The sequence below is a fragment of the Mycobacterium numidiamassiliense genome (genome assembly GCF_900157365.1).
Lineage (GTDB): Bacteria > Actinomycetota > Actinomycetes > Mycobacteriales > Mycobacteriaceae > Mycobacterium > Mycobacterium numidiamassiliense.
In genome coordinates, this window is sequence record NZ_FUEZ01000004.1 from 1,507,981 (window position 1) to 1,530,524 (window position 22,544).

At 63.6% G+C, this 22,544-nt stretch carries 21 protein-coding genes, 1 tRNA gene and 3 pseudogenes; 19 read left to right on the forward strand and 6 right to left on the reverse strand.

Features of this window, described 5'->3' with window-relative positions:
- Positions 1-209: 209 nt before the first annotated feature.
- The 6 genes from MNAB215_RS15855 to MNAB215_RS15880 all read left to right on the forward strand — a co-directional run bounded on the left by MNAB215_RS15855 (position 210) and on the right by MNAB215_RS15880 (position 7,520).
- Positions 210-1,739, forward strand: a complete 1,530-nt coding sequence (locus tag MNAB215_RS15855) for a CoA-acylating methylmalonate-semialdehyde dehydrogenase (RefSeq protein ID WP_077079683.1) — start codon at positions 210-212, stop codon at positions 1,737-1,739.
- Positions 1,740-1,807: 68 nt separating this feature from the next.
- Positions 1,808-2,698 (forward strand): beta-keto acid cleavage family enzyme, encoded by an 891-nt coding sequence (locus tag MNAB215_RS15860; protein WP_077079684.1) that lies wholly within the window; start codon positions 1,808-1,810, stop codon positions 2,696-2,698.
- Positions 2,699-2,751: 53 nt separating this feature from the next.
- Entirely contained in the window at positions 2,752-4,488 is a 1,737-nt protein-coding gene (locus MNAB215_RS15865) for an N-acyl-D-amino-acid deacylase family protein (RefSeq protein WP_077079685.1), read from the forward strand.
- Positions 4,488-5,543: a phosphotransferase gene (locus tag MNAB215_RS15870; protein ID WP_077079686.1), complete on the forward strand. Its 1,056-nt coding sequence runs from the start codon at positions 4,488-4,490 to the stop codon at positions 5,541-5,543. Before MNAB215_RS15865 ends, MNAB215_RS15870 begins: the two co-directional genes overlap by 1 nt.
- A 63-nt stretch (positions 5,544-5,606) precedes the next feature.
- Positions 5,607-6,374: an SDR family NAD(P)-dependent oxidoreductase gene (locus MNAB215_RS15875; protein WP_157900613.1), complete on the forward strand. Its 768-nt coding sequence runs from the start codon at positions 5,607-5,609 to the stop codon at positions 6,372-6,374.
- Positions 6,375-6,389: 15 nt separating this feature from the next.
- Positions 6,390-7,520, forward strand: coding sequence for an Rv3169 family protein (locus MNAB215_RS15880; protein ID WP_077079687.1), 1,131 nt, complete (start codon positions 6,390-6,392; stop codon positions 7,518-7,520).
- Positions 7,521-7,941: 421 nt separating this feature from the next.
- Here MNAB215_RS15880 and MNAB215_RS15885 read toward each other — a convergent pair whose 3' ends face one another.
- On the reverse strand, positions 7,942-8,217 hold the full coding sequence (locus tag MNAB215_RS15885) for a carboxymuconolactone decarboxylase family protein (RefSeq protein WP_217348932.1): 276 nt from the start codon (positions 8,215-8,217) through the stop codon (positions 7,942-7,944).
- Positions 8,218-8,684: 467 nt separating this feature from the next.
- On the opposite strand from MNAB215_RS15885, the gene MNAB215_RS15890 reads away from it, so the two are divergent.
- Positions 8,685-9,524 carry an enoyl-CoA hydratase/isomerase family protein gene (locus tag MNAB215_RS15890; protein WP_077079689.1) on the forward strand — a complete coding sequence of 280 codons (840 nt, stop codon included), beginning with the start codon at positions 8,685-8,687 and terminating at the stop codon, positions 9,522-9,524.
- A gap of 99 nt (positions 9,525-9,623) precedes the next feature.
- Here the strand turns inward: MNAB215_RS15890 and MNAB215_RS15895 are convergent.
- A pseudogene (locus tag MNAB215_RS15895) lies at positions 9,624-9,905 on the reverse strand (cytochrome P450); the annotation flags it as partial.
- A 143-nt stretch (positions 9,906-10,048) separates the two neighbouring features.
- Between MNAB215_RS15895 and MNAB215_RS15900 the strand changes: the two are divergent.
- Both MNAB215_RS15900 and MNAB215_RS29770 read left to right on the forward strand, forming a co-directional pair.
- Positions 10,049-10,843, forward strand: coding sequence for a carboxymuconolactone decarboxylase family protein (locus MNAB215_RS15900; protein WP_077079690.1), 795 nt, complete (start codon positions 10,049-10,051; stop codon positions 10,841-10,843).
- Positions 10,844-10,864: 21 nt separating this feature from the next.
- The gene (locus tag MNAB215_RS29770) at positions 10,865-11,020 is read left to right on the forward strand and encodes a hypothetical protein (protein WP_157900614.1); all 156 of its coding nucleotides are present in this window, start codon (positions 10,865-10,867) and stop codon (positions 11,018-11,020) included.
- Positions 11,021-11,289: 269 nt separating this feature from the next.
- Here MNAB215_RS29770 and MNAB215_RS15905 read toward each other — a convergent pair whose 3' ends face one another.
- A complete protein-coding gene (locus MNAB215_RS15905) occupies positions 11,290-11,979 on the reverse strand; it encodes a TetR/AcrR family transcriptional regulator (RefSeq protein WP_077079691.1) in 690 nt (229 codons plus the stop codon).
- A 152-nt stretch (positions 11,980-12,131) separates the two neighbouring features.
- On the opposite strand from MNAB215_RS15905, the gene MNAB215_RS15910 reads away from it, so the two are divergent.
- The 9 genes and pseudogenes from MNAB215_RS15910 to MNAB215_RS30255 form a co-directional block, all read left to right on the forward strand.
- Entirely contained in the window at positions 12,132-12,965 is an 834-nt protein-coding gene (locus tag MNAB215_RS15910; RefSeq protein WP_077082062.1) for a mycofactocin-coupled SDR family oxidoreductase, read from the forward strand.
- Between the two features lie 3 nt (positions 12,966-12,968).
- Positions 12,969-13,787, forward strand: a complete 819-nt coding sequence (locus tag MNAB215_RS15915; RefSeq protein WP_077079692.1) for a mycofactocin-coupled SDR family oxidoreductase — start codon at positions 12,969-12,971, stop codon at positions 13,785-13,787.
- A complete protein-coding gene (locus MNAB215_RS15920; RefSeq protein ID WP_077079693.1) occupies positions 13,784-14,182 on the forward strand; it encodes an SDR family oxidoreductase in 399 nt (132 codons plus the stop codon). Before MNAB215_RS15915 ends, MNAB215_RS15920 begins: the two co-directional genes overlap by 4 nt.
- Positions 14,179-15,021, forward strand: a complete 843-nt coding sequence (locus MNAB215_RS15925) for an NAD(P)-dependent oxidoreductase (protein WP_077079694.1) — start codon at positions 14,179-14,181, stop codon at positions 15,019-15,021. Before MNAB215_RS15920 ends, MNAB215_RS15925 begins: the two co-directional genes overlap by 4 nt.
- A 178-nt stretch (positions 15,022-15,199) precedes the next feature.
- Complete coding sequence (locus tag MNAB215_RS15930; RefSeq protein ID WP_083743424.1) at positions 15,200-16,699, forward strand: aldehyde dehydrogenase family protein; 1,500 nt, start codon at positions 15,200-15,202, stop codon at positions 16,697-16,699.
- 47 nt (positions 16,700-16,746) lie between these two features.
- Positions 16,747-17,394: a class I adenylate-forming enzyme family protein gene (locus tag MNAB215_RS15935; protein WP_245830333.1), complete on the forward strand. Its 648-nt coding sequence runs from the start codon at positions 16,747-16,749 to the stop codon at positions 17,392-17,394.
- A 326-nt stretch (positions 17,395-17,720) separates the two neighbouring features.
- Positions 17,721-18,035 (forward strand): annotated as a pseudogene (locus tag MNAB215_RS15945) (DUF732 domain-containing protein); the annotation flags it as partial.
- Between the two features lie 301 nt (positions 18,036-18,336).
- Positions 18,337-18,603: a helix-turn-helix transcriptional regulator gene (locus MNAB215_RS30800; protein ID WP_083743425.1), complete on the forward strand. Its 267-nt coding sequence runs from the start codon at positions 18,337-18,339 to the stop codon at positions 18,601-18,603.
- Positions 18,604-18,728: 125 nt separating this feature from the next.
- A pseudogene (locus MNAB215_RS30255) lies at positions 18,729-19,589 on the forward strand (tyrosine-type recombinase/integrase); the annotation flags it as partial.
- 193 nt (positions 19,590-19,782) lie between these two features.
- On the opposite strand, the gene MNAB215_RS15960 reads toward MNAB215_RS30255, so the two are convergent.
- The 3 genes from MNAB215_RS15960 to MNAB215_RS15970 form a co-directional block, all read right to left on the reverse strand.
- Positions 19,783-19,855 (reverse strand) — tRNA-Arg (locus MNAB215_RS15960).
- Between the two features lie 56 nt (positions 19,856-19,911).
- The gene (locus tag MNAB215_RS15965) at positions 19,912-20,736 is read right to left on the reverse strand and encodes an LLM class F420-dependent oxidoreductase (RefSeq protein ID WP_083746132.1); all 825 of its coding nucleotides are present in this window, start codon (positions 20,734-20,736) and stop codon (positions 19,912-19,914) included.
- A 28-nt stretch (positions 20,737-20,764) separates the two neighbouring features.
- The gene (locus MNAB215_RS15970) at positions 20,765-21,829 is read right to left on the reverse strand and encodes a poly-gamma-glutamate hydrolase family protein (protein ID WP_077079696.1); all 1,065 of its coding nucleotides are present in this window, start codon (positions 21,827-21,829) and stop codon (positions 20,765-20,767) included.
- A gap of 438 nt (positions 21,830-22,267) precedes the next feature.
- On the opposite strand from MNAB215_RS15970, the gene MNAB215_RS15975 reads away from it, so the two are divergent.
- Positions 22,268-22,540: a hypothetical protein gene (locus MNAB215_RS15975; RefSeq protein WP_077079697.1), complete on the forward strand. Its 273-nt coding sequence runs from the start codon at positions 22,268-22,270 to the stop codon at positions 22,538-22,540.
- Positions 22,541-22,544 lie beyond the last annotated feature (4 nt).

The following is a 22,544-nucleotide window of genomic DNA, read 5'->3' on the forward strand; positions in this document are numbered from 1 at the left end:
ACGAATTGCTGTTTTACGCCTAGAAGTCCGGCGCGGCAACCGTGGCTCATCAGATGCTTCCATTAGTAGACCATCACTTTCGTACAGCGCATCCGACGACTAGCGTGGAGAGCATTAGATATTCTACTTCTGTTGTGATCTAGCTTTCGCACACGCCGAAGATCGTCACGACGCCGCAAGCTCGAAAACAAGAGGCCAGGACAGACTGAATGACTGCGCAGACGACGCTGATCCCGCACTTCATCGATGGCCGGCGCACGACAGGCCGGTCCGCTCGCACGGCCGACGTGCTGAATCCAAGCACCGGTCAGGTGCAGGCGCAGGTACCCATGGCTTCGGCCGCAGAGGTCGATGAGGCCGTGGTCATAGCGATCGAAGCGCAGAGGGAATGGGCCGCCTTCAATCCGCAGCGTCGGGCGCGCGTGATGATGCGATTTGTCGACCTGGTCAACAAGGAAACGGACGGCCTCGCCGAACTGCTCTCGTTGGAACACGGCAAGACGGTCGCCGATTCGCGCGGTGACATCCAACGCGGCATCGAGGTCATCGAGTTCGCCATCGGTATCCCGCACTTGCTTAAGGGCGAGCACACCGAAGGCGCGGGGACCGGCATCGACGTCTATTCACTGCGCCAGCCACTAGGCGTCGTCGCGGGCATCACGCCCTTCAACTTTCCGGCGATGATCCCACTGTGGAAGGTGGGCCCAGCGCTGGCGTGTGGCAACGCATTCGTCCTCAAGCCCAGCGAACGGGACCCGTCTGTTCCGGTCAGGCTGGCAGAGCTGTTCCTCGAAGCGGGACTGCCCAAGGGCGTCTTCCAGGTGGTGCATGGCGACAAGGAGGCCGTCGACGCCATCGTGAACCACCCGCGCATTCAAGCCGTCGGATTCGTCGGCAGTTCCGACATCGCAAAGTACATCTACTCGACCGCTGCCGCCAACGGTAAACGCGCACAGTGCTTCGGCGGAGCCAAGAATCACATGATCGTGATGCCTGACGCCGACCTGGACCAGGCTGTCGATGCGCTCATCGGCGCCGGTTACGGCAGCGCGGGCGAGCGGTGCATGGCCATTAGTGTCGCAGTCCCGGTCGGCGAGCAGACCGCGGATCGGTTGCGCGCCAGGCTCGTTGAACGGATCAACAATCTGCGCGTTGGCCACAGCCTCGATCCGAAGGCCGATTACGGGCCACTGATCACGTCGGCGGCACTAGCGCGGGTAAAGGACTACATCGCCCAGGGTATCGAGGCAGGCGCCGAGGCCGTCGTCGATGGACGCGAACGCGCCAGTGACGACTTGACTTTCGGTGAAGTCGGCCTGGAGGGCGGCTACTTCATCGGACCCACGCTGTTCGACCACGTCACCACCGACATGTCGATCTACCGTGACGAAATCTTCGGTCCTGTCCTCTGCATCGTCCGGGCAAACGACTACGAAGAGGCGCTCGCGCTGCCCTCCGAGCACGAGTACGGCAACGGCGTGGCGATCTTCACCCGGGACGGCGACACCGCACGCGACTTCACCTCCCGGGTCCAAGTCGGCATGGTCGGTGTCAACGTGCCGATCCCGGTTCCGGTGGCCTACCACACCTTTGGCGGTTGGAAGCGGTCCGGCTTCGGCGATCTCAATCAACACGGGCCCGCGTCGATCCAGTTCTACACGAAGGTCAAGACTGTCACCCAGCGGTGGCCGTCGGGTATTAAGGACGGCGCCGAGTTCAGCATCCCGACCATGAAATAGGCGAGCCTTGACAGGCAACCACTTTCGCACCGTCCCAGCAACTTTCACACTCCGGCACAGGAGCAGCAGTGAGCGAACCAGTCATCATCGAGGCCGCGATCAACGGCGCGACGTCGAAAACTGTGAATCCGAACGTGCCGGTGACCGAAGACGAGATCGTTTCGGATGCGCTGGCCTGCTTCGAGGCTGGGGCCGCGATCGTTCACCAGCACATATCGAACCACAACCTCTCCGGCGACGAGGCGGCCGAGGTGTATCTCAGTATCTGGCGACGGGTGCTGGCCGAGCGGCCAGATGCGTTGTGGTACCCGACAATTAACCTCGGGCCACCAGCTCACTGGTACGACCATATTCCGCCCTTGGCGGAGTCCGGACTACTGCGGATGGGAGTCAGCGACCCGGGGTCGGTCAACATGGGAGTCCCGGTGGACGGCCTGCCCGTCGGTTCGTTCGTGTACAGCAACAGTTTCGACGATGTCGCCCATCAGCTGGAGCTGTGCCACACCCATCAGCTGGGCCCGAGCCTAGCCATCTACGAACCAGGCTTCCTGCGCACGGTCTTGGCATACCACCGCAGCGGACAACTTCCGCCCGGCTCGTTCATCAAGCTGTACTTCAGCTCCGAGCGGGGTCTCAGCGGAACGGCATTCGGGTTGCCGCCAAGCCCTACGGCTCTCGCGGCGTATGTCGAGCTTCTCGACGGCACGGGTCTGCCCTGGGCGGCTTCGGCAGTCGGTGACGACCTCGTTCGCAGCGAACTGTGCCGCGCTGCACTCGACGCCGGTGGCCACCTGCACGTAGGGCTGGAGTTCTACGCCGGCGACCGCACCCCCACCAATGTCGAGCTGGTGGTCGAGGCCGTCGAGGCGGCCGCCGCAGCTGGCCGTGAGGTGGCCACCAGCGCCGCCGCCGCCGCACTACTCGGCCTCCTGCGCACCATGGAATCGGTGCCCCGATAGACATTGCAGATTCGAAATCGGGTGCTGGACAACAACAATAGGGAGGTTGACCGATGACCTATGACCTCGTGATCCGCGATGGCACAATCGTCGACGGCTGGGGGGGAGCGCCCTATCGGGGCGACGTCGCGGTACGTGGCGGCGTCATCGTGGCGGTGGGGTCGATCGATGGTGCGGGCAGGCATGAGATCGACGCGGCAGGCCTGTTGGTCACACCGGGATTCATCGACCTACACACCCACTACGACGGTCAGGCGATCTGGTCGGATCGGCTCAACCCGTCGTCGTCGCACGGTGTGACCACAGCGGTAATCGGTAACTGCGGTGTGGGATTCGCGCCTTGCCGGCTGGCCGATCATGACGTGCTTGTCGACGTCATGGCCGGTGTCGAAGACATTCCTGGCGTGGTCATGGTCGAGGGTTTGGCGTGGGACTGGGAGACGTTTCCCCAATTCCTGGACCGGATCGAGGCGGGTCGGCGTGACATTGATGTCGCGGCGTTGCTGCCACATTCGCCATTGCGGGTCTACGTAATGGGGCAGCGCGGCGCCGACCGCGAACCGGCGACGGTTCACGACCTGGCCGAGATGCGCAAGCTGGCTGCCGAGGCGGTGCGGGCCGGAGCGTTGGGCTTCGCCTCGTCGCGATTGGCTACCCACCGCACCGACGGCGGGCAGCAAATCCCGAGCTACGACGCCGGGGACAACGAGATTCTCGAGATCGCGCGGGGGATAGCCGACGGCGGTGGGGGATTGATTCAGTTCGTACCGGACATCCCTGCCGCCGGCTACGAATCGGTACTGCAGACGGTGTTCGATGCCGCCAATGTCGTCGGCCTGCCGGTGACGTTCACGCTTCTCGTTGGCAATGCTGGTGATCCCCTGTGGGAGAAAGCAATTACGATGGTGGAGAAAGCCAATGATGCCGGAGGGGACGTCACCGCGCAGGTCTTCCCCCGGCCTATCGGGTTGATGCTGGGTCTGGAGTTAACGATAAATCCGTTCACGTTGTGTCCCACCTATGGCCAGATCGCTGATCTTCCGCTAACCGAACGCGTCGCGCAGATGCGCAAACCCGATGTGCGCGCGAAGATCCTGGCCGACCGACCCACCGACGCCACATCCAATCCGTTGTTTCACCTGGGACAGGCGTGGGAGTGGATCTTTCCGATCGATGACCGCGCCATCTACGAGCCCGACCGCACCGAGAGCATATTGGCCAGAGCGCGAACCCGGGGTGTCTCACCGTTGGAGGAGGCCTACGACCGTCTGCTCGATGATGATGGCCACGCCATGCTGCTGGGCGCCATGGCTAACTTCACCGACAACTCCCTGGACACCGTCGGCAACCTGATACGCCGTGATGACGTGGTGCTGGGTTTGGGCGACGGTGGCGCCCATTACGGAATGATTTGCGACTCAAGCTATCCGACCTACCTGCTGACGCATTGGGCGCGCGACCGGGACACGGGTCGACTGTCGGTCGCCGAGGCAGTCCGGGAACTGACCTCGACACCGGCCAAGGTAGCCGGACTGCTCGACCGTGGTCGGATCGAGGTTGGCTACAAGGCCGACCTCAACGTCATCGACCACGCCGCGCTGCGATTGCACAAGCCAGTGATCACCCACGACCTACCCGCGGGAGGACGCAGACTGGACCAGAGCGCCAACGGCTACGTTGCGACCATTGTTTCGGGCCAGGTGATCGCCGAGCACGACGTGCCCACCGACGCCAGGCCCGGCCGACTTGTCCGCGGGCGCCAGCCCGCACCGGCCGGATTGCGCGGCTGATGGACGCCACCGCCCTGGAGTCAGTGGACGACGTCACTCCGGAGTGGATGGCAGCTGTCCTTGCGCAGAACGGCATCGCCGCCACCGTGTGTCGCGTATCCACCGTGCCGGTCGGCAACGGACAAATGGGTTCGTGTTATCGGCTATCCATTGGCTACGGCACCGGCGATGGACCGGACCGGCTGATCGTGGAGCTGCCGGCCACCGATGCGGCAAGTCGCGCCGCCGGCCAACTCGGCTACCGATGCGAGACTACGTTTTACCGCACGGTCGCTGATCGGGTGCACCTCGACATCCCACGGTGCTATTTCGCCGCGATGAACGAGTGCGGCGACGGATTCACCCTCGTGTTAGAGGACCTTGCACCCGCCGAGGCCGGCGACCAAATCGCCGGTTGCTCTCTCGATCAAGCTCGTGCGGCCGCAGTCAACGTCGCTGGATTGCACGCGCCGACCTGGAATGACCCGTCGCTTCGTGAACTCGACTGGCTCATACCAGATCTCGCAGCGTACCCGGAAGTAGCTGCCGCATTCCTCGTGGACGCCACCGCCCAGTTTCTGGACCGCTACGAGGTCACCCCGGACACCGCCGTGACACTGCGCCGCTTCGCTGATCGATTCGTGGACTGGGCAACTGGGCGACCCGAGCCGTTCGCCATGCTGCACAGCGACTACCGCCTGGACAATCTGCTCTTCGCCGAACCCGATGCCCCCCGACCGGTGATCGCCGTCGATTGGCAGGTCGTCACCGTCGGGTCGCCACTGCGCGATGTTGCCTTCCTTGTTTCCACTGGTCTGTCGACCGCGCGCCGGCGCGCCGGCGAGAAGGGGATCGTCCAGGCCTACCATCGGCGCCTCGTCGCGCTCGGAGTCGACGGCTACAGCATCGAACAATGTTGGGAGGACTACCGGTACGGGCTGTTTCAAGGCCCACTCATCACGGTGTTGGGCGCGTTCGTCGCTCAGCCCACCGCGCGGGGCGACCGGATGTTCGCCGTCATGGCCGAGCGGTCATCGACGGCGATCAGCGACCTAGATGCGATGTCTCTGGTATGACGGCATTCGGGATTGGGAGCGCATGAGGTCCTGGTGCGAACGCGAGATTCTGGTGGGCCTCTGGTGATTGAGCGCTACCGGGGCCGGGTTGCGGTCGTGACCGGGCGAACCACAGGAATCGGGCGAGGTATCGTCGAACGCCTTGTCAGCGAAGGGGCTTCGGTCGTCACCTGTGCACGTCATCCGCCGGAATCCCCATTGCCACATGGAGCGACGTTTGTTGCTGCGGATATCACCGACGAGGCGTCGATATCCGGCGTCATCGATGCGGCAGTGGACCGCTATGGTCGGCTCGACGTGGTCGTGGCGAATGCGGGCGGTGCCAACATCGGACCCTGGCCCGACGAACCCGTCCAGCAATGGCGCGAGCTGATCGATATCAACCTGCATGGCGCGATGCTCACATGTCGGGCAGCGTGGCCGCATCTGGTGTCGACAAAGGGAAACATCGTCGTCATCTCGTCGCTTTCGGCGTGGATGGGTGTCGGCGCGCACGAGATGGAACGGATGGGCGGCTTTCAGCCCTCCGCCGCCTACCAGGCGAGCAAGGCCGGGATCGAGGGACTCGCAAAGCATCTCGCAGGCCGTGGCGGCGAGCATGGGCTGCGAGTCAACGTGGTGCGTCCAGGGCGCATCCTGACCGACAAGTGGCAAGGTTTCCTCGGCGAGGATGGCCTCTTCTGGTCGCATTATCAGAACATTCAGTTACTCAAACGTCATGGCCGCGCTGAGGACGTCGCAGCTGCCGTGGCGTTCTTGGCTTCCGACGAAGCAGCTTTCATTACCGCCGCAGTCCTCGACGTCGACGGCGGCGCAGCCGCCAAACTCTAACCACCTGGAGGAACCGTGCTAAGCCCATTCGACGACTTCCCAATCCACCCCTCGGCCGATCCAATCGCCCACCCCGCCACGGGCGATATCAACCACTACGACCGGTACTGGTTCAACGGCCATCAGCGCGACGGAGCGTTCTACTTCGGTGCGGCAATGGGTCATTACCCGGTGCGCGGCGTGATCGACGCCGCATTCAGCATCGTGCGCGACGGAGTGGAGCACTCGATCTTCGCCTCCGGCGCGATGCCGACCGACCGATCCACCACCATCGGTCCGATCCGCATCGACGTGGTCGACCCGATGCGCACCATTCGCTACGTAGTCGAACCCAATGAGCACGGCATCACGTGCGACCTGCTTTTCCGCGCGACGACTGTCGCCGTCGAGGAACCCCGCCAGCAGCGACGCACGCCCGAGGGAATCTTGCTCACCGACCACACTCGTCTGACCCAGTGGGGTAGCTGGCAAGGCACAGTCACCGTCGACGGCCACGAGCTGCAGATCGACCCCGTCGAGGTCTCGGGCACACGCGATCGCTCGTGGGGCGTGCGCCCCATTGGCGAGCAGGTGCAGGTCATCCGACAACCCATGCCGCTCCAGGTGTTCTGGCTTTGGGCCCCAATACATTTCGGTGACCGCTTCACTCATCTGGCCGTTCACGAGCACGAAGACGGCAGACGGTGGCTCGAAACCGCGTTGGTCATCGATCCCATCCCCGACGGCGCAGCCCCGTGGAGCACCGCCGGCGTGCGCGAATGTCATGACATCCGTTACGAACTCGACTGGGAGCCCGGTCGTCGAGAAATCAAACGCGCGCGACTGTGGTTCGATGACCCCGACGAGGGCGAAGTCTTGATCGAAGTCGAAAAGAAGTTCACTTTCCGGATGCGCGGAATCGGCTATTGGCACCCACACTGGGGTCACGGAACCATCCACGGCCCGCTCGAGACCGGGCGCGAGTCAATCAAGCTGGACGACTTCGATCCCACCGACTTCGCCTCAATTCACCTCCAAAACCTGGTAATCGCAACGATGGGCGATCGCCGCGGCGTCGGCGTCGTCGAGCAGGTCGCCATCGGACCCCACCGACCGAGCGGATTGACCGGCCTGCTGGACGGACATCGAATTGCCAAACCGTCATAGCAACGACTCTTGCACCGAGGTGACCACGACGATGAGGCGCTCCATCCCTCGGTCGACCGCGTACCCCGCGATGCATATCCTTACTGCGGAGCAGGGCGCGTTCGACGGTGGCGTCGCCACCTCGCGCTTGGGTCGTCTGCTGAATGTCGTCGAAGGTTTGGACCCGTCGTGCAGCAGCGGCAGCACCTCGCACCGACATGGATGATGGCAACACCACGAAATTGCGTGCGTATGCAGCTTCGCTATACAAGCATCCCCGCGCTGCATAGTCGGCGATCACCTTGTGGAGTTCTCTAATGCCGGCATGGCCTTTGGGTAGCCGGTGCGATGCCGGCCGTGCTCCGTCAGCAGCCATCACTGAGACGTCATAGTGGTCCTCTGCCTGAATCGTCACCGCCAAGGCGGTCATCTTTCGGCGCGGTTACTGTTGCGGATCGGTGAGGGCTTGTTCCGCGATGCGGACGCAATCGGCGACGCTTGAGTCGGCGTGTATGGCTACCTCGTTGAGGATGTCGCGGACCTCGTCGGTGGTGAGGCCGTTGGCTAGGGCTTGTTTGATTTCGCTGCGCAGCTCGGCAGTTCGGTGTAGTGCTGCGGCGGCGGCGATGTTCAACATGCTGAGGTCTTTTGCAGACAATCGGGTGTTGTGTGTTGGCCGTTGATCATCTTGTTGCATGATGCCCTTTCGTTCGTGCAACCGGTGCGTACCCCCGTCTTTCACTGGCGGTAAATCTGGCTACGCGCAGGCTGATCCGCGGTTAGTCCGCGTTGGACCTTGTATCCGCTCGTCAGGCAGAACATGGCGCGATCGAGGATCGGGAGTGTGTCGGTGACGGCGATCTCGCCTGGCGGCGAAGCGCCCACGAAGACATTGATGGTCGCAGATGATGTCTGTCCGCACGAAGATACATTAGTTGCATTTTATGATCATGATCTTCTCTTCAGAAGAATCTGCTGCTAGCGTTGCCCGACATCATCATCTTCGACCAGGGCGCCGCTCGGCGCCAGGCAGCGGAGATTACGTATACGAAATCGTTGCCGGTGCACTCGCTCGCATCGATGCTGGGGTCGCTAATGTTCACCACCACATCGCCGATTTCACCGTCTCAGGCAGGTGGCCAGCCGAGGTGTACCTGAGCCTCTGGCGACGGGTAAGGAGAATTCATGTCTGAAGCCACCCAGTCCAATACGGTCGGTCCACGCCCTCCGGACGGCGACTGGCTCGGCACGCCGTTTCTCAGGTTCACCCGCGAGGGACCTCTTGCGATCTGCACTTTGGACCGCCCGCAAGCCCGAAATGCCATGACGGCCGCGATGTATTTCGGCATCGGATACGCGGTGAACCGGGTCAACTCCGATAACGACCTGGCCGGTCTGATCATCACGGGTACTGGCGATGTCTTCGCGCCGGGCGGTGATCTCGGCGGCGGCGGAGTGGACCACTGGATGGACTTCGGATCAACGTTGTCGATGGACGCTGTGCTGCCGTTCGACACGTTACGAACCTCGGCCAAGCCCGTGGTCTCAGCGGTCAACGGACTGTGCCAGGGCGGTGGCCTGATGATCGCGATGTGTAACGACATGGCGATGGTGAGCGACCGCGCGACATTCCGGGTGCCCGAACTGTTCCGAGGTATCGCAGACACCTATTACAGCCAGATGCTGGCCCGCATCATCGGGCCGGTCCGCACGCGGGACCTCATGCTGACCGGTCGTGTCCTGTCCGCCGAGGAGGCCGTTGATTGGGGCCTGGTCGCCCGCGTGGTCCCACACGATGAACTCATGGACTCTGCGCGCGACGTGCTGGGGCAGTGCTGCCGCACGGCGCCCACCGCCCGCGGTGTCGTGAAGGCGAGCTTGGACAACTATCTGGGTCTGAATGACCGCATCGGAATGCGTTCCAGCCTACGGGCGCCCGAGGCTGCCGAAGGATATCGGGCTTTCAAGGAGCGGCGCTCGCCCAGCTGGGTGCACCCCGACCTGCAGCTGGCAGGGCGGCTCTAGTCGCCTTCGGCGAGGCGCTGGAAGTCGATGTCTCTTGCCCAGCACCGCGTGGTGGGCTGCGGGCGCTAGTGTCTTACCCGGCGCGCGGCGCATTAGGTGTCATTCGTAGGCAAGTTCTAGGCGTTCGAGGCGCCGCACCAGGAGGCTCGGCGGCCACCGCCAAGTATGAGCGGCCTCGATCTTCGAGGTGCGTTCAAGAAGCTGCCTGAGCACGATTTGGGCCTCCAGCCGAGCGAGGGCCGCCCCGATGCAGAAGTGTGTTCCCTTGCCAAAAGTGATGTGACCCTTGCCATTGCGACGGTCTAGCCGGAACTCATTGGGATCGTCGAAACGCGACGGATCCCGATTGGCCGCCCCCCACAACAACAGCAGGTGAGAACCCCGCGTCGAGATTCACTCCGCACAGCTCGTATTAAGGTATGCGACTGGTTCGTAAGCTTTTTGACTTACTCACACAACCCCGTTAGGTTGTCGTCCCAGACGGCCGTGCAAGCACAGCTTCCATATCCCCGGACGGAGTCGGCTTGAGCGAATGGACCGATCGCGACGACCGTCAACGGGTCGCCCGTGCGGAGTACGAGCACATCATGTGCGCGCCGGCCCCTGCCCCGGTCAGCGCCTACATTGATGGCGGAGTGATCGGGTTCGTCTTCGCCGAGATGTGGCGCCGCGGCGTACTCACGCCTCGCGATCGTCGCTGGATCACCCTTGCGTGCGTCGGCATGGCCGACGCACCCGTGCCCATGGAGACCCACTGTTACGCCGCCCTCAAGAGCAACGAGGTGACCAAGGAGGAGATCGACGAGTTCCTGCTCTTCTTCGGCACCCAGGCGGGTTGGCCCAAGGGCTCGTCGATGCTCACCTACATCATGGCTGCCTTCGCCAAAATCGCCGAGGAGGACGGCGAGACGCTGACCTTCGCGAGGTTCGTCCCGTGGGCCGATCCGGTTGCCGACGGCGTCCGCCGAGCCCGAGGTGAGGCGGCATACGCGGCCGTGCACGGAGCCGCGCCTGCACCGCCACGCACCTCATTTCAAGCCGTGGGCGACCTCGACTACCTCTACGGCGAGATCTGGAGCCGCGATGAGTACCTCACCCCGCGCGACCGACGACTAGTCGCAATCTCCTGCAGCGCCGCCCTCGGGATCGATGCGGAGATGACCGATCAGCTCGAGTCCGCCTTGCGCAGCGGCGATCTCACGTTCGACGAGCTGCAAGAGGTCGTCATGCACATCGCGGTATATCTCGGTTGGATCGTGGCGCGACGCCTCGATCACCTCCTGGTGGCGGCGGCGAAGAATACCGGCACAGACAGCTAACGAGGCGGCGATGCTCGCGTGATGCCAGGTTCTCCGATCGGGTCCACGCCTTCGGCGAAGGAGACGCTGGTGCTTGAGGCGGTTCGAGTGCCCGCCGCCTTGCCTATCAGCGTCGCCGACGACGTCGTTGCATTTCGTATGCGCACGGCCGCGGAGCAATTCCTCGCCTACGGGTGACCTGGCCTGGCCGGCCGGCAGCTAGCCCGAGTCCGACTCCGGAAGTGTTGGTCTCGTTGACTGATCCTCCCGTCGAACACTTCGCCTGGACTGGGGGGCGTCGTCCGCACCGCGACCGGCTTGATCGCTGCCCTCCCACCAGCGGTAAAAGTCGAGATCGGTGATCGCCGTAGCCGCTCGCTCCGTTGCCGCGATGAACATCCTTTCCCCCGTTCGCTCAGCTGGGACAGTCGGCCACGATGTCGCGCTCGGGACCGATGATCATCCGTTCAGGGCAGGGCCCGCATTCGCGGACGGTCGGACGTGGATCCTTGGAGCGCGGTCAGTGTCTCGGCCGAGGGAACCGCTGTAAGAAACGCAACCATCCCGTCCAGCAGTGCGCTGACATGGACGGCGTAAGTCGACACGGTCGTCCCAAACACGCGCGCACGGTGGCGGTCGGCGCAGGCGTGCACGCACATCGCCGACACCCGATGAATGCGGTCGTCGCGCAGCGGCTGCGGCACGTGGTCGATCAGGGCGCCGACGTGGTCGATGTACGCCTGATGTGATTCGCGGTGGGGAGCTGGCAGGGTGGATAGCGGGCTGCTTCGGTAGTCGTAGCGCAACAGTTGTTCGAGGAAGGGCAAGTAGTAGCAGGTTTCGTCTTCAGCTAGTTCGATGAGTGGGAGCTGATGCGCCTCCACCACGCTTCGCAGGTCGTCCGCGGACATCCGCGCCCCGAGCAACTGTCTTCGGCGGGTCAGGTGTTCGAGTCGGTTCGCCAGGATCGCTTCGACAAGTGCATCTTTCGATCCGAAGTGGTACTGCACGGCGGACTTGTTCGCCATTCCTGCCGTGGTGCCAATGAGCCGGAGTGGAACACCGTCGAGACCGTGCTGGGCGAAGAGTCGCTCCGCGGTGAGCACCAACCGCTGCTTGGCCGACGCGCCTACCGGTGTGGACACCGACGTGGACATTTGACCAGAATCTCATACTAGACGGATTAAGTCCTATAACTTAACATCCAGTCGAAGGTTTGAGAGGTGAATCGTTATCGACGAGCACCCGCGTCACTGAATCGCAGAGTAGACATCGAAGAGTCGGCGGTAGCCGACATAAGGAGATGCAAATGTCAGCACGATTCGAGGGGCGCGTTGCATTCATCACCGGGGTGGCCCGCGGCCAGGGCCGCAGTCACGCGGTGCGTCTGGCCCGGGACGGCGCCAACATCATCGGGATCGACATCTGCGCCGACATCCCGGCCAACCACTATCCGATGGCATCCCGCGATGAACTCGACGAAACCGTCGAACTTGTCGAGCGTGAGGGCGCCAAGATCGTCGCCAGCGTGGCCGATGTCCGCGATTTCCACCAGGTCAAGGCTGCAGTGGACGCCGGCGTAGCGCACTTCGGTCGGCTCGACATCGTGTGCGCGAACGCCGGCATTGCGCCGGTCGCCTTCCGCGAGCTGACCCTCGAGGAGGAACTCGACCAATGGCGCGCCGCGACCGGGGTAATCCTTGACGGCTCTTACCACACCGCTTCGGCGGCGATACCGCATCTCATCGCTGGCCAACGAGGTGGGTCGATCGTGTTCACTAGCTCGACCGCGGGATTAAAAGGCTTCGGCGGCCTGCAGGGCGGAGGACTCGGATACGCTGCGGCGAAGCACGGAATCGTCGGACTGATGCGCACACTGGCAAATGTGCTGGCGCCCCACAGCATTCGGGTCAACACCGTGCACCCGACCGCCGTGCGGACCATGATGGCGGTCAATCCAGCCATGACCGAATTCCTAGAGCACTACCCAGAGGGTGGTGTACATCTGCAGAATCCAATGCCCATCGACATGATAGAGCCCGAGGACGTCAGTGCAGCCATCGCCTTTCTGGCGTCCGATGAGGCCAAGTACGTCACCGGCGTCACCTTCCCAGTCGATGCCGGCTTCTGCAACAAGCTTTGACCCATGAGAAAGACGTCAACCGGCCGGGTGGCCGGAAAGCGGGTATTAATCACCGGGGCTGCGCGCGGCATGGGCCGCAGCCACGCCCTACGGTTGGCCGAAGAAGGCGCCGACGTCATCCTCTTCGACATCTGCGCAACGCCGCCCGGGCTGGAATACGAACTGGCTACCGAGGACGAGCTTCAAGAAACCGCCGACCTGGTCGCCGAGCGTGGCGGCAAGGCGATCACCGCGGTCGTCGACGTTCGCGACGCCGAGGCCTTGGCATCAGCCGTCAATGCAGCCGCGGGCCAGCTGGGGGGGTTGGATGCCGCCGTGGCCAATGCCGGCGTGCTGACCGCTGGCACGTGGGACACCACGACGGCAGAGCAGTGGCGATTAGTGACCGACGTCAACCTCATTGGGGCATGGAATACGTGCGCGGCAGCAATACCGCACCTGCTTGAGCAAGGCGGTGGCAGCTTGATCAACATCAGCTCAGCGGCCGGAATCAAAGGCAGCCCGCTGCACATCCCTTACACAGCGGCCAAGCAAGGCATCGTCGGCATGAGCGTCGCTCTAGCGAACGAGCTTGCCGCTCAAAGCATCCGAGTCAACACCGTCCATCCGACGGGGGTGTTGACCGGGATGGCGCCACCAACCATGCACAAGCTAATCCTCGAAGACCGATCGGACCTCGGTCCTATTTTCGGGAATGCGCTCCCCGTACCGCTGATCGAGGCCATTGATGTTAGTAATGCGGTGCTGTACCTGGTGTCCGACGAAGCACGATACGTCACCGGCCTGCAGTTCAAAGTCGACGCCGGCGTCACCATCCGATGACACATCCATCCGGTGTCATCGCTATCAGCGTGCCCGAGGATCTGCCGCTGTCGGCATGGGCGAAGGCGTTTGACACTAGTGTGCTGTCGATCGCTCGGAGTCTGCGGACTTTCCTGCTTGGACTGCTGGCCCAGGGCCGAGCGCACATCATCAACACCGCGTCGACGTCGGCGTTGTGGCCCTTCGGCTACGACCGCCTTCCCTGCGTGGCGAGCAAGGCGCCCGCCCTGGCGCTCATTGAGGCCACCGAGGTGGGGCGTCTCGTCGTCGACGCCATCAAGGACGACACTTTTTTCCTCACCACCCGCCGCGAAGTTCCCGACATCGTGCGCAAGCGTGCCGACGACATCGACGCCTTCCTGAGCGCCCAGATCGCCGCGTTGGCCACCCCATGACCGCAGCCAAGCCGATCGTCGGATTCATCGGCCTCGGGAGCCAGGGGGCGCCGATGGCCCAGGCGCTCATCGATGCTGGTCATGACACCGTGCTGTGGGCCCGCCGGCCCGAGGCCCTTGAGCCGTTCGCCGACACCGCGCGCGTCGCATCCAACCCCGCCGAACTCGCTGAATTGGCCGATGTGGTCGGCATCTGTGTGCTCAACGACGACGATGTGGTCGAGGTGGCGCTGCGCCCGAACGGATTGTTGGCCGGGATCACCCCGGGAACGACGGTGCTGATCCACAGCACCGTGCACCCGACCACCTGCCGGCAACTGGGCGACCGCTTCAGCGAACGCCGCGCCCACGTGCTGGACGCGCCGGTCAGCGGCGGCGGCGAAGCAGCCCGTGCTCGGCGGCTGCTCGTGATGGTGGGCGGAGATCACGAAATTTACACGGCGGTCGCGCCTGTGCTGTCCGCTTTCGGCGACCCTGTCGTGCACGTCGGAGCCCTAGGCTCTGGCCAGCTGGCCAAACTCCTCAACAACCTACTGTTTACGGCAACGCTGGGTCTAGCACATGAGACTGCCGAGCTCGCGGCCGAGTTGGGCGTGGATGCGACCGCCCTGATGAGCATCCTGCAGCACGCCAGCGGACGCAGCTTCGCGGTGCAGATGTACGCCGGGCTACTCGGGGGCCTTCGGCCACCGTCGGCTCGCGTGCGCACCATCGCGGGCTTGCTCGGCAAAGACGTCGCCATCGCCCGAGACCTCGCAGAAAACGCCAACGCCGGTGACCATTTGCTGACCGTCGCCCACCGGATGCTGGCGGCGATGGGACACGACCTTTGCGTGTGACCTCGACCGCACCCAACCTATCAACGGATCAAAGGAGACCCGCCGTGTCCATCGCTCTCAGCGAACTCGAACAGCCTCAAGACCGCCACCTGGCACGATCTTCTCAGCGGAACCTCCATGACCCAGTGGCGATGAGCGCGGCGGTCACCGGTTGGTTCACGGCGAAGCAGGATCAGCCATGAGCACGGTCATCGATGACCCGCGGGCCAAGCAGCGCCAACTCGGCATCGCCCGGCCCCTCATCGACGGGGCGTGGCTTGACCAGACGTCCCTCGGCGAGGTCGATCACATCGATCCCGCGACCGGACGGGTCAACGGCACTATCGCGTTGTGCGGCCCCGAGGAAGTCGAGGCCGCCGTTGCCGCAGCCAAAGGAGCGTATCCGGCGTGGCGGGCATTGTCTGCGGACAAACGCCGGCGCATCCTGCAGCGCATCGAGGAGTTGGTGGAGGCAGATCTGCCGGAGCTCGGCAGACGCGCTACCGCCGAATTGGGCCATCCGCTAAGCACCTCGACGTCGTTGTCTTACATGTGCGCCGCCTGGTTCGGGTATTACGCCGGCTGGTCAGACAAAATCGAGGGCGCCACCATTCCACTGACCCCAGCGTTCAACGCCGGCTTCGACTACACTCTCGCCGAACCCTACGGTGTCGTCGGAATCATTCTGACCTGGAACGGGCCGATGGTGTCGGTGGGCATGAAGGTCGCCCCCGCCCTGGCGGCGGGCAACTGCGTGGTGTTGAAAACACCTGATATCGCGCCCTATACCGTGGCACGGTTCGCCGAACTTGCCCTGGAAGCCGGTGTGCCACCGGGGGTGCTGCACGTGTTGCCCGGAGGTGCCGAGGCCGGCGAAGCCTTGGTCCGGCATCCCGACGTTGGAAAGATCTCATTCACCGGCGGAATCGCCACCGCCAAGAAGATCCTCGACGCCGCCAGGCACACCGTGAAACCCGTCGTCCTCGAACTCGGCGGCAAGTCGGCCAACCTCGTTTTCCCCGACGCCGACCTCGATGCGGCCGCTGCGCTGTCCGTGCACTCCTGTTTCACGATGGCTGGGCAGGGCTGCGTCCTGGCAACCCGCATGTTGGTGCACCGATCTGTTTACGACGAGGTGGTCACCGCAACCGCGAAAGCGATAACCGGTCTGCGCCTGGGCGACCCGTTCGCATCCGAAACGACCCTGGGCCCCGTGGTGAACGAGGCGGCCTTCGCGCGAGTGCTCACAGCAATTCAACGCGCACAAACCGGCACCGCCGCTCGGCTGATCAGCGGGGGACACGCCGCACCGTCGGATGAGCTTGCCCCCGACATTGCCGGTGGCTACTACATCGAACCGACCCTGCTCATAGACGTCGATCCCCATAGCTCTGTCGCGCAAGAGGAAGTGTTCGGCCCGGTGCTGGCCATCACGCCGTTTGACACCGAGGACCAAGCCGTCGAAATCGCCAACGCAACCCCTTATGGCCTGGGCGCTTTCGTACAGACGCGCGACGTCGCCCGCGTCCACCGGATTGCACCGCTACTGCAGGCTGGAACGATATCGGTCAACGGGACATCCGGGCTCCCCCCGGGGGCGCCGTTCGGCGGCTACAACCAGAGTGGGTACGGCCGCGAAGGCGGCCGGGAAGGACTCTTCGAGTTCCTGCGAACCAAGAATGTGTTCGTCCGGATCTAACGTCTATCTGCATCTGCATCTGCATCTGCATCTGCACCGTCGAGACGTTGCAACGCGTTCTCGACGTCCTGCCCGACGTCGCGGTGGTCAGCCTCTACGGACAAACCGAGGGCAGCCCGATCACCAGTTTAGGTCCGAACGACCATCGATTGGCCGCGGTCAAGAACCCCGACGTTCTATGCACCGTCGGTCGGCCGGTGAGCGGTCTTCGTCTGCAGATCGACAAGCCGGACCGGGCGGGAATCGGCGAAGTGCTCGCCGCCGCGGAGCACCTGTCCGCTCAGGCCGCCGACGGGTGGCTGCACACCGGTGATCTGGGTGTGCTGGATGCCGACGGTTATCTCCGTCTTTGCGGTCGTCGGCACGATATGGTGGTTCGCGGCGGGGAGAACGTCTATCCGTTGGAAGTCGAGAATGTGCTCAGTGCCCACCCCGCGGTCGCTGCGGTGGGCGTTGTGGGCGTGCCGGATACGCGACTCGGAGAAACCTTGGCCGCGTTCGTTGTTCCGACAGACCCGGCTCATCCGCCACGGCCCGAGGAGCTCGGTTCCTTCGCTCGGGTCACGCTCGCCGGCTTCAAGATTCCGCACTATTGGTATGCGGTCGCCGAGCTGCCACTGAACAGCGCAGGCAAGGTCATTCGCGCCACACTTCGTTCGTCACATCTGGAGCGCCAGCACAGTGAGTCAACTTAAATTATCTGCACACGCTGGCCCAGGATGCCGGGCGAGACGTTCCGGAGGATCTGACGAAGGCACAGCTGTCGGCGCTCTATCCGTTGGCCCATCTCGTCGTGAGAATCCCAGACAGACCGGCCGGTCAGTGATCTGGCTGGACTTCTGGCGACTGGCCGAGACCTTATCCGTTATATAGTTTAACGTCTGGATCTATGCCGATAGCCGTGCGAAGCACGGTCATATCAGCAGGTCGACCGACTCATACTTTTCGGCGGTCGGAGTGCGGCGACGTGGCTCGGTCATTCGAGCCCCCAGCCACGAAGGGCCGTGCCTCGCCGGTCACTTTGATCGTCGGCGCAGCTGCCTTCGGCTTGCTCGTGCTGACGCCGCCACCGCGGGCGCATGCCGCCCCGGCGCCTGAGGTCGAATATGTCTACGACGTGGTGGTGCGGCGCCATTACGGCTTCCCAAACAACGATGCACTTACTTATGGCCACGGGATCTGCGACAAGGTCGGTCGGGGCGAGGCCTACGGGCAAGTCATGGGTGACGTCAAGAGTGACGTCACCCCCAGCGACGAGTTCGCGGCTAATTACCTTGTCTCATACGCGGTCAACTTGCTATGCCCTGCCCTGATATGGCAGCTGCGGAACTCGGCCGCTGGCTACCTACCGCCCGGCGGGGCAGTTGCGCCCGGTACCTATTACTCTGACGCCGGTGGCCCCAAAGCCCGGAGGTTGCGACGGCGGCCCACCGGCAAGGGAGGTTAGTAGGCACTGGCCATCGTTATCGCCCTGCCGGGCGCCAACAGCAGCTTTAGCTTCCCGGTGCTGACCGCGATGGTCCGACCATGACGAACTAGGCCGATTTACGGCAAACTTGGCATTAGTGGTAGCGAAACGCCCAGGTGGTGTCCGATGATCCCAGCTAAGTAGACACCACCGCCGCAAAGGAAGCACGATGGCTGCGTCACAGATACCAGAAAAGGTGGCCAGGGTTTCGGGACGTTCGAAGCTGCTGCTAGATGGTAAACATTCGCCCGGCGAGCTCCTGACGATCCAGGAGTTGGCGGAGCGGCTGACGGTGAGCGTGGGTTGTATACGTGCGTGGCGCCTGCGTGGCGATGGTCCACCCGCGATCCGCGTTGGCACCGCGCTGCGGTGGGATCCTGGCGAGGTCGATGAGTGGCTCAACTCTCGACGCGAATCACGTTGGCGGGCAGGGTGATTGAGCGACGTGAAGGTCCCGGGGGTACGTGGGTCTATCGGGCGCGTGTCTATTACCGGGGCCGCTATGTGGCATCGCGGACGTTTCCGCGAAAACGTGACGCGCAAGAGTGGGAACGGCGCCAGGTGGATAGCCTGCGTTCGGGCGTCTGGTCTGACCCTGCAGCGGGTGATAGGTCAGTCAGAGAGTGGTGTGAGATCTGGCTAAATGCGCAGCCAGCTCGACAACCTGCCACCGAGCGCAAGATCCGTGGTGTGGTCGCGAAGCAGATCGCCGAGACCTTCGGACGTCGGCCACTCATGTCGGTGAGGCCGTCTGAGGTGCAGGCCTGGGCTGCTGAATTGTCACGAACGCAATCAGTTGCGACCGCCCGTCACTCACTCGGCGTTCTGCGGCGGGTGTTTGATTACGCCGTCCGAGACGGCGTGATACAACGCAATCCGGCCGCGGGCATCCGGTTGTCGAAGGTGCAGGGCAACGAGCCGCGACCGCTGACACATACCCAACTCTGGCGGCTTGCAGGACATTTCGACGCAGCCAGAGATCGGCTGCTAGTGCTGGTCGCCGGTTACTGCGGGCTGCGGTGGGGGGAGCTAGCGGCTCTGCGATGGTCCGATGTTGACCTGCAAAGCAGGGTGCTGCGTGTCTCGCGGGCGTATTCCGAGGAGGCGCCCCGAGGCGAGTTGTCGCCGGTCAAGAACCATCAAGCGCGCACCGTTCCGATCCCCGCAATCGTGTCGGAAGAGCTCGCGGACTACAAAACCCAGTGCAAGCCCGATGGATTGGTCTTTCCTTCCGTTACAGGCACGCCTCTGCGCAACCGCAACTGGCGACGTGACGTTTTCGATTCCGCGGTCGCGGCGCTGCGACTAAAAATCACTCCGCATAACTTGCGCGACACCGCCGCGTCGCTGGCCATCCAGGAAGGTGCGTCAGTCGTCGCTGTCGCGCGCCTCCTCGGTCACGAATCAGCGGCGACGACGCTAAACCACTACGCGGGTCTGTTTCCGACAGATTTGGACGACATCGCTTCGCGACTTAACGTCGCCGCGCAATTGACCATCGCCGGCCAGCGTGAGTCATCTGATGCCACACAGTCACCGACCGAGCACCGACCAGGAGAAGTCAAGGTTAGTAAGCGAACACCCGGAGAACCTCGTCTACCTGCTAAAACATGGGTGCCCCCGGCAGGATTCGAACCTGCGACACCGGCTTTAGGAGAGCCGTGCTCTATCCCCTGAGCTACGAGGGCGGACGCGCTGAGCTTACCGGCAAACCGCCCGGCCTCAGGTCACCGGCGGCCCGCGGTCAGCTCAGCTCGGCGATGACGTTCGCGAAGTTCTTGATGTGGTTGTCCTGCACGGTGACCGAGGTGACGCCGTACTTTTCGCGGTAGAAGGTCAACCTGTCGGCCATCTCGCGCGGCGTTCCGCTCAGCACCGAGGTCTGCTCCAGCAGCTCCTCATCGGAGAGCCCCGGCGCGTAGCTGCGAGTCATCTTCAGGTCGGGCAGGGTCTCGCCTTCGGCCGGGAGGGCCGTGATCGCCAGGTTCAGCTCCAGCGAATCGAATCGATCGCCGGCGGCCTTGCGGACGAACTCCACCCGTTCGGTCAGCGGGTCGTCGACGTCCTTCACGCGCGAGCCGGTCAGCCCGATGATGTGGGCATGCTGGGCGGCGATGGTGAGGACCCGGTCACCGTTGCCCGCGATGAGGATGGGCGTCTTCGGGTGATGCTCTTCGAGGTAGGTCGTCATGTGCTTGAGGTAGTCGACCCGGGCGCCGGCGCTGGGATAGGGCAGCTCGGCCGCGTCGAATTCCTCCTTGACGTACCCGGTGCCCAGGCCGATCTCGAGACGGCCATCGCTGAGCTTGTCCAGGTCACCGAGGTCGCGGCTTAGCAGAGCCGGCTTGTAAAAGGCGGCGTTGAGCACATACATGCTCAGCTTGAGCCTCCTGGTAACCATGGCCGCCGCGGTCAGTGCCGCAATGGGAGATGCCGCACCGAGATGGTCTGGCACACAAAGAATCTCGAATCCGACATCCTCAGCGCGCTTCACTTTGTCGACGAAGGCCTCGCGCGACTTGATGAAGCGCATGCTCATGCCGAAGCGAAAATCCTTGGCCACCAACAACCTCCGTTAAACGACCCCCAAGAAACACTTACCAGGAAAGTGCCGCGGATGCCAAGCCCCGGATCAGAGCCGTGGTGACCGGCGACAAGCCGTCAGCGCCCGGCAACGGGCTGCGCGGGCTCAGACCCCTGACGCGAACCGACAGCTCCAGCTGTGTCCCCCCGTCACGCACCCGGTTGACCGGGTTGTCCGGATGCAACCCCCGCAGTTCGCGGGGGATGTGGTCGAGTTCGGTGACCACCTGATAACCGGTCACCTGGATGTGCCGGGCCAGATGCCTGGCCAGTGCGCGGTTGCGGCCGCCCGCCAGCAATTGCGTGCTGCGCCCGATGCGTCCATACCCATGCAGCGACACTGCCACATCGACGTGGTTGAGAAACTCGGCGAGCCGCGCGGACTCATCGGGATCGAATAGCACCGACGGCAGGTGATGCGGGTAGTGGTCGGGATGGCGCACCACGTACAGCGACGCATCGGCGGCCTCCGCGGCACGTTCGGCGATGACGTCGGTCATCTGTTCCAGGCCGCCGCCGTGGATCGCGAGAAACCCGAAACGCGAACGCAGTTGGCCGGCCTCCACCACATCCGGCTCGGATAGCAGCTCCGAAAGTGATTGCGGCGCATGCCCAGACTTCGGTCTCGCCGATGTCGCTCGCGGCCAATGCGTCGGATCCCAGCGATGCAGGAAGTCGACCCAGCTCTGCGGAAGCCCATGGTGGATGGCGCCGTTGATGATTTTCGGCAGATAGCCGGGCCGCGGCGGACCGGGTGTCACCCGGTGATCGATGTATACCCAGGCCCGTGCCGGCCCGTCGTCGGTATGAACCGTCAGCCGGTCGCGCCGGTAGCGCACCGGAACGCCCTCGGCGCTGTCCAGGGTGGCCAGATCGTGCTCGGAGAGCTGCCAGAGCACCCCGTGCACCTCATTGCCGGCGGCAGGCTCGACCGTCGCCACACCGCGTTCGTTGATCAGCCAATCGTGATCGGACAGAACAGCCGGCCGGGGATCAACGGCATCGGGACAGCGCCGCGCCATTTGCTCGATGCACACATTGGACCCGTACGCGAAATACAGATGTCGCCGTGGCAGCATTCAGCTCCTTACTGTCCGGCGAGTCGGCATTAGCTGAGATTATGCGTTGGCGCCTATCGAGCCGGAGCGAGGCACGCCGAGACCCTGTGCCCAGTCCTCCATGGCGTTCGGGAAAATACCCGCCATGCCTGGAAAGAAAACGGCCATCGCGGGGGCCGCGATCGTCCTCGCCAGTTGGGGGGACCGACCACACCGTCACCTCGGGCGCAGACAACCCAGACGGTGACCCTTATCGTTACCCCGCCTCCGCCGCCCAGGTGGTGCGGATCTTGCCGACCGGTATGGCGTTCATGACCCGAGATTGCGGGAACCTGGCAGAAGATCTGACAGGCAAGTTTCCAGATCGCTTGTAACCGTGCGTGTTACATATGGTCACCGAACTGACGTAACCTCCCCCGCAACTTTCATAACTTTCGGGGAAGATAGGGCGGTGACGCAATGATCAGAGACCTACGGGCCCCGATCGACGCGACATGGATCGGCGAATGGGATGGCCACGCACGAGGCTTCAACGCGGGGGACTGGGCGGTCACCCACGCCGTACACGACGGCCACGGTGACATTCATGTCACCGTCCACGGCGTGCAATATGACGACGGCCGCACGGTGCGCAAGATCGTTGTCGACTGCCCCGGCGAGATCACACCGGCCGAGGCGCGCAAGCTGTCGGTGGCGCTCACCGCGGCAGCCGAAGCGGCCGAGACAGCGTAGATCG

Coding starts and splice junctions, on each gene's coding strand:
- MNAB215_RS15855 (WP_077079683.1), top strand. CDS start 210: ATGACTGCGCAGACGACGCTGATCCCGCACTTCATCGATGGCCGGCGC.
- MNAB215_RS15865 (WP_077079685.1), top strand. CDS start 2,752: ATGACCTATGACCTCGTGATCCGCGATGGCACAATCGTCGACGGCTGG.
- MNAB215_RS15870 (WP_077079686.1), top strand. CDS start 4,488: ATGGACGCCACCGCCCTGGAGTCAGTGGACGACGTCACTCCGGAGTGG.
- MNAB215_RS15890 (WP_077079689.1), top strand. CDS start 8,685: ATGTCTGAAGCCACCCAGTCCAATACGGTCGGTCCACGCCCTCCGGAC.
- MNAB215_RS29770 (WP_157900614.1), top strand. CDS start 10,865: ATGCCAGGTTCTCCGATCGGGTCCACGCCTTCGGCGAAGGAGACGCTG.
- MNAB215_RS15905 (WP_077079691.1), bottom strand. CDS start 11,979: ATGTCCACGTCGGTGTCCACACCGGTAGGCGCGTCGGCCAAGCAGCGG.
- MNAB215_RS15910 (WP_077082062.1), top strand. CDS start 12,132: ATGTCAGCACGATTCGAGGGGCGCGTTGCATTCATCACCGGGGTGGCC.
- MNAB215_RS15915 (WP_077079692.1), top strand. CDS start 12,969: ATGAGAAAGACGTCAACCGGCCGGGTGGCCGGAAAGCGGGTATTAATC.
- MNAB215_RS15920 (WP_077079693.1), top strand. CDS start 13,784: ATGACACATCCATCCGGTGTCATCGCTATCAGCGTGCCCGAGGATCTG.
- MNAB215_RS15925 (WP_077079694.1), top strand. CDS start 14,179: ATGACCGCAGCCAAGCCGATCGTCGGATTCATCGGCCTCGGGAGCCAG.
- MNAB215_RS15930 (WP_083743424.1), top strand. CDS start 15,200: ATGAGCACGGTCATCGATGACCCGCGGGCCAAGCAGCGCCAACTCGGC.
- MNAB215_RS30800 (WP_083743425.1), top strand. CDS start 18,337: ATGGCTGCGTCACAGATACCAGAAAAGGTGGCCAGGGTTTCGGGACGT.
- MNAB215_RS15970 (WP_077079696.1), bottom strand. CDS start 21,829: ATGCTGCCACGGCGACATCTGTATTTCGCGTACGGGTCCAATGTGTGC.
- MNAB215_RS15975 (WP_077079697.1), top strand. CDS start 22,268: ATGATCAGAGACCTACGGGCCCCGATCGACGCGACATGGATCGGCGAA.